The 6,436-nt window shown below is 39.4% G+C and carries 6 protein-coding genes and 1 riboswitch; all 6 genes read left to right on the forward strand.

All coding sequences use genetic code 11. The features are described from left to right. A partial coding sequence (locus ACLR96_RS08580) for an aspartate aminotransferase family protein (RefSeq protein ID WP_412265611.1) occupies positions 1-805 on the forward strand: 805 nt, incomplete at its 5' end. Between the two features lie 113 nt (positions 806-918). After that, a complete protein-coding gene (sigG, locus tag ACLR96_RS08585; RefSeq protein WP_177269402.1) occupies positions 919-1,689 on the forward strand; it encodes an RNA polymerase sporulation sigma factor SigG in 771 nt (256 codons plus the stop codon). Between the two features lie 374 nt (positions 1,690-2,063). After that, complete coding sequence (locus tag ACLR96_RS08590; RefSeq protein WP_412265614.1) at positions 2,064-3,578, forward strand: amino acid permease; 1,515 nt, start codon at positions 2,064-2,066, stop codon at positions 3,576-3,578. 171 nt (positions 3,579-3,749) lie between these two features. Continuing rightward, the gene (locus ACLR96_RS08595; protein ID WP_207722932.1) at positions 3,750-4,424 is read left to right on the forward strand and encodes a GTP pyrophosphokinase; all 675 of its coding nucleotides are present in this window, start codon (positions 3,750-3,752) and stop codon (positions 4,422-4,424) included. A 44-nt stretch (positions 4,425-4,468) separates the two neighbouring features. After that, the gene (tig, locus tag ACLR96_RS08600) at positions 4,469-5,539 is read left to right on the forward strand and encodes a trigger factor (RefSeq protein WP_412265618.1); all 1,071 of its coding nucleotides are present in this window, start codon (positions 4,469-4,471) and stop codon (positions 5,537-5,539) included. A 121-nt stretch (positions 5,540-5,660) separates the two neighbouring features. Continuing rightward, positions 5,661-5,769, forward strand: a riboswitch (glycine riboswitch). A 181-nt stretch (positions 5,770-5,950) separates the two neighbouring features. Then, positions 5,951-6,436 (forward strand): alanine:cation symporter family protein (locus ACLR96_RS08605; protein WP_412265621.1); only part of this gene is annotated, 486 nt, incomplete at its 3' end.

The following is a 6,436-nucleotide window of genomic DNA, read 5'->3' on the forward strand; positions in this document are numbered from 1 at the left end:
TAATAAAGGAGAGAATGCTAATAAAATAATAACTCTCAATAATTCTTTTCACGGGAGAACTATGGCTACCATAACGGCTACCGGTCAAGCAGATTATCATAAGTTTTTTACTCCGTTTTTAGGCGGCTTTGATTATTGTGATGCTAATGATATAAAGCAGCTTGAGAGTATGGTTTCATCTGACACATGCGCCATAATGATGGAGATGATACAGGGAGAAGGCGGCGTACTTAATTTAGATGAGGCTTTTGTCAAAGCGGCAGAAAAACTTTGCAGAGAAAAGGACATGCTTTTCATTATAGATGAAGTGCAGACAGGTATAGGAAGAAGCGGAAAACTGTTTGCTTATGAGTATTTCGGAGTGAAGCCTGATATCGTTACCTTTGCTAAAGGTATTGGCGGCGGATTGCCTATAGGAGGGGCTGTATTCAGTGAAAAATGCTGTGATGTTTTAGAGCCCGGAAATCATGGAACAACGTACGGCGGCAATCCTGTGGCCTGTGCCGGAGCATTGGAAGTGTTAAAGCGTATAGATGATGATTTCCTTGAAAAAGTTGCGGAAAAGAGTCAGTATATCAGAGAGAAACTGATGGAGCTGCCTCAGGTGAAAAGTGTATCCGGAATGGGACTTATGCTGGGTGTGGAGATAGAAGGAAAAGAAGCCGGACAGGTGGTAAAAGATGCGCTTAAAGAAGGACTTATGATACTCACAGCTAAAGACAAAGTGAGAATGCTGCCTCCGCTTACCATAACATATGATGAGATTAATGAAGGCATAAAGATATTGAAAAAAGCTTTAGCATAGATTTGTAAAAAACAAAATAAACGGAATAAAAAAACCTTGATTTGCACATAAATATATTACAACATCGAAGGTTGCTTTAAGGGGAGCAAAAGAAGATGTGAGGGTAATGGTTTATGGCCAATAAGGTTGAGATCTGCGGTGTCAATACGGCAAGTCTTCCTCGTTATAAAGATAAAGAGATGTACGAGATGCTTGTCGCCATAAAGGCCGGAGATATGAAGGTCAGAGAGGAATTCATAAGGGGGAATCTTAGACTTGTACTTTCCGTGATACAGAAGTTTTCGGGGCGTGGTGAAAATCCCGATGACTTGTTTCAGGTAGGATGTGTAGGGCTTATAAAAGCTCTGGATAATTTTGATATGTCTCACGGTGTAAAATTCAGTACCTATGCCGTACCTATGATTATAGGGGAGGTAAGAAGGTATCTCAGAGACAATAACAGCATAAGAGTATCAAGATCTATGAGAGATCTTGCTTATAAAGCTCTTACGGCGAAGGAAAAGCTGGGGAAATCGCTTCAGCGAGAGGCTACTGTAGAAGAAGTTGCTAAAGAACTCGAAGTGAAGAAAGAGGACGTGGTTTTGGCGCTGGATTCTATTCAGGATCCCATTTCTCTGTTCGAACCGGTATTTAATGATGATGGTGATCCTATATATGTTATGGATCAGATACGAGACATGAAAAATACAGACGTGAGATGGATAGAGAACTTGTCGCTGTCAGAAGCGATGAAGAAACTTTCCCCCAGAGAACAGCATATATTGACAATGAGGTTCTTTGAAGGCAAAACGCAAATGGAAGTAGCAGATGAGATTGCTATAAGTCAGGCCCAGGTATCAAGGCTTGAGAAAAATGCGTTAAGCTATATGAAAAAATATGTATAAAAGTAAATAATAACGAAATGGACATCGCCGAAAAGGCGGCGTCCGTTTTTTTATGATCTGATCAAAACTTAAAGTCTTAGTCCGAAATCTATGATTACGTGGTAAGTCTCATGCAAAGATTCCCCAAACCTTTGATTTGGGGAATCTACTGTTTGAAAATGAAAAATAGGACAAGCCATTTTTAGACAAAATTCAACTTAATTAAGTTGACATTGATAAATCTTTAGCATATAATAAATTATCCGAATTTACAGTAATTTCACATGATTCAAAATTTTATGCTCAATCTGTTTTTATTTTATCTCCAGGATCATGGCCATTGATATTCGGATAATAAAATCATATTTTTATAAATGGCAGAAAAGGAGGGTGTTATGACAGACGAAAGAAAGACAGCTGCTTCTGAAACGCAGGAGTTGAAGCGTGGTATCAAAGGCTGGCAAATAGCGTTTATAGGTATCGGAGGCGTAATAGGGTCGTGTTATTTTTTGGGAATAGGCGCATGTCTATCTAGTATGGGACCCGGGGTGCTGGCGGCATTTCTGGTTACAGGTATTATTGTTTATGGTACTATGATTTCTTATTCAGAGCTATTGGTTAACGTTCCGAGGACAGGATCATTTGTAGCTTATACAAGTGAATTCCTTACCCCAACTGTTTCTACGGGATTCGGCTGGGCCTTCTGGTTTAACTGGGTATGTTATGTTCCTTCAGAGGCTATAGCTGTTGCCACCGTGCTGACATCATTGATGGGAACAGACAGTGCTGTGACGTATATTGCTATAGCATTGGGAGCGATGGCTGCGATCACCATAATAAATCTTTGTGCGGTAGATATTTTTGCAAAGATTGAGGCTGGTCTTGCCATCACTAAAGTAATTGTAATCATAGTTTTCGTAATAGCTGCATTTGGAATTTGGGTTGGACTTTGGGGCCAAAGCAATGAGTATACAGGATTCTTGGCAGGAACTGTAAACTTTGCCGGGACTATATCATTTGGCGCTAAGGTGTTTCCTCTGGGAATTATGGCTATATTGGTTAATATGACAGTGGTATTGGTAACATTCCAGGGTACTGAAATAGTCGGCCTGGCGGCAGCAGAGTCACAGAATCCTGAAAAAGCTGTTCCTAAAGCATGCAAGAGCGTTACATATCGTATAGCTCTGCTGTATATATTACCTCTTGTTTTGATAATATTGGTTTATCCTTATGAACTGGCAAGTGATGCTAATCCGGTATTTTCCGATATAATGAATTTCTATGGAATTGAGTGGCTCGGATTTGTATTTTCGGCAGTTGTTCTGGTCGCAGCATTCAGTTGTGCTAATACAGGTTTTTACGGAACGGTAAGATGTATGTTTGGGCTTTCTATTGAAGGTCTCGCTCCTAAGTTTCTGAGTAAAGTTACCAAAACAGGCAATCCGAGAGCATCTGTACTTTGGACATTGCTGTTTATGTGGATTGTTCTTGTTTTAGGATTGGTTTCGGAGGTTGCCGGATATATGACAGATCTGTATGCGGGTCTGCTGTCATTGTCAGGTTTCACGGGAACCCTCGCATGGGTAGGCATCATTTTATCGCATCTGTCTCTTAGAAAACGGCTTAAAAAGAATGGATATGATCCGGAGGTTTGCCTGAAAGCAAAGGTTTCTAAAAGACAAAGATGGATTCCGTATTTTGCGGTTATCGCTCAGATCATATGTCTGATTATGCTGGTATTTGAAGATGTATTGATTTTTGCAATCGCATGCGGAGCGATCATAATTCCTATGATAGGGTATCAGATAGCGAAAAAAACCGGCAAGTTGAGAGATGTTTCAGAGCTTGCTTCAACTAATGAGAAATCATTTGATGAGTTATTCCCGCCGATAAGCAAAGATACTAAATAATTTCAGTGACTATTATGAGGAGAACGGAAGCATAAAGCTTCCGTTCGTTTTTTTACAGAGATAAAAAGGATATGAAAAAGCTTGTTTTATAAAAATATTTGTTTAAAGTTTCCATGTTTCTCACCAAACCCACAAAAATATATGATAGACTTTTTCCAAAGGAGAATTGCTATGATATTAGAGAAGAATGAAACTTTTGTGATAAACGAGAATATGATCCCTCCGGATATGAGTGTCACCATAGAAAATGCCAAGGAGATCGTAAAGGTGTTTAGTGATTTGCGTATGAGATATCATGCGGCTATTAAGGAGATCAGTACAAAACTCGAGGTGCTGGACAATGAATTCAGTGTCAGATACGATTATAATCCTATACACCATATGGAATGCAGGCTTAAAAGCATAAACAGCATCATGGACAAAATAGAACGTAAAGGATGGCCTAAAGAAATTGAGTCAGTTTATAAGGTTATGGATTTTGCCGGAGTACGTGTTGTGTGTAATTACATGGATGATATCTATACTGTTGAGGAGAGCCTTCTCAGACAAGATGATATAAAGCTTCTCAAAAGGAAAGATTATATAAAAAATCCTAAGGAGAGCGGATACAGAAGTCTTCATTTGCTTGTCGAGGTGCCGATATTTTTATCGGACAGAACATATAATATGCCTGTAGAGATTCAGATAAGAACGATAGCTATGGATACATGGGCAAGTCTTGAACACGAGCTTAAATATAAGAGTAAAAAGGAGCTTCCGGGATATGTAGTTCAAGAGCTTCAAAACTGTGCCAAATCCATGGCTGAAATAGATGCATCCATGGAACGTATACATAAAATGCTTTGATCGGGAAAAATCGGTGAGGCAGGAGAACTTAGGAGAAAAATTAAATGATGAAAAAAATAGCAATAATATGTGTTTGTATCATGACTGTCTGTGGATTATCCGCATGCGGTTCATCCGTATCGTATGATAGTTATGATTTAAGTGATTATATCAAAGTTGACGATTATAAGGGTCTTAAGGTGGCTCCGTACAGTATATCGGTAACAGAAGATGAAATCGATGCCAAGATACAGAGTATACTGCAGAATGCGGCGACGACAAAAGAGCTTGACAAAAAAACAGAGAGAGCTGACGGAGATGTGGTGAATATTGATTATGGAGGTAAAGTAGATGGTAAGGAGTTTGAAGGAGGATCTGCTGAAGGATATGATCTTACATTAGGCAGCGGATCGTTTATAGACGGGTTTGAATCGGGAATAGAGGGCAAAAAAGTAGGCGATAAGTTTAAACTTGATCTCAAGTTCCCCGAGGATTATGACAATGAAGACCTAAAGGGGAAGGCTGTTACATTTGATGTGACAGTAAATTCTGCGACGAGGCAGGAGGTCCCGGAATATGGTTTGGATTTTGTACAGAATACTACCGAATATGACACTTTAGAGGAATATGAAGCATCTATTGAAAAAGAAGTTTACGATGAAGAAGAAAAGACCGCGATAGAGAATCAGAAAGGAGAACTTTGGTCCCAAGTTCTGGAAAATACCAAAGTTAAGAAATACCCGGAAAAAGAGCTTGACTATTATATTGAGTTTAACAGTAAACAGATAGACAATATGGCTAAGGAGTATGGAATGAGCAGGGATGAACTTCTGGCCAATTATGATTTTGGAAACGAAAAGGAGTTTGAAGCTACCAATGAAGACAGCAGTAAGTTGTTGGTTAAGCAGGAAATGCTCATAGAATATATAGCCGAAAAAGAAAAACTCGAATATTCTGATGAAGAAAAGAAAGAAGCAATAAAGAGCTATGAAGAAGCAGGATATGACAGTGAGATGATAGAATCTCAGACAGGAAGAAATATGAATGATTATGTTCATATAGAGCTTCTTTATCAGAAAGTATTGGATTTTATTCTGGAAAATGCAGATATTTCAGGTGAAGCAGAAAGCAAGTAATAAGCATATGTCTGTAATATTAATTCTATAATCAGTTGAAAGCAGCCGTAAGGTGTGATAAAATCGTAACGTTAGTTTATCGATCGCACCTATACGGCTTTTGCTTTAGGAGCGAAAGAAACTGTGATTCTCTGGAGAGTCTCAAAATGAGCGCCGAAGGTGTAAGCATAAACAGATAGCTTTTAGTTTGCTGTATGCGATCTCTCAGGCAAAAGGACAGAGCAGGTAGTTTTATATTATTTGGGTCCTCTCCGGAAAGTCGATTATATCGGCTTTTTTTTATCATGCAGAAAATATCAGCGGAGTATGTTGTTTTAGTAGAAACTGCGAATTTGCGCTGTTAATGAGTATCATGATTCACACACAGATTTACTGTGTAATGAAATGTTTTAAAGGAGAAGGAGAAACAGGATGGAAAAAGTTACATCAATTCTTGAGTCAATCGACAGCATAGTATGGGGTGTGCCTCTGATCGTACTTATAATGGGAACCGGCATTTATCTCACCGTTAGGCTGGGAGTTCTTCAGTTCAGAAAACTGGGGAAGGCTTTTAAGTATATGGTGAACAATGAGGAAGACGGTATTGGAGAGGTAACCAGTTTTGGGGCGCTGTGTACTGCTATGGCGGCAACGATTGGTACGGGCAATATTGTAGGCGTTGCTACAGCTGTTGTTACCGGTGGACCGGGAGCATTGTTTTGGATGGTTTTGGCAGCATGTTTCGGCATGGCCACCAAATATTCGGAAGGTGTTCTTGCTGTTAAATTCAGGGAAAATAAAGGTAATGGAAGATTCCTTGGAGGACCGTTCAAATACATAGAAAAAGGTATGGGGCCAAGATGGAAATGGCTTGCAAAACTTTTCGCTGTATTTGGCGTAGGTGCGGGACTTTTGGGG

The organism is Lentihominibacter sp., assembly GCF_046951855.1.
GTDB lineage: Bacteria > Bacillota > Clostridia > Peptostreptococcales > Anaerovoracaceae > Lentihominibacter > Lentihominibacter hominis.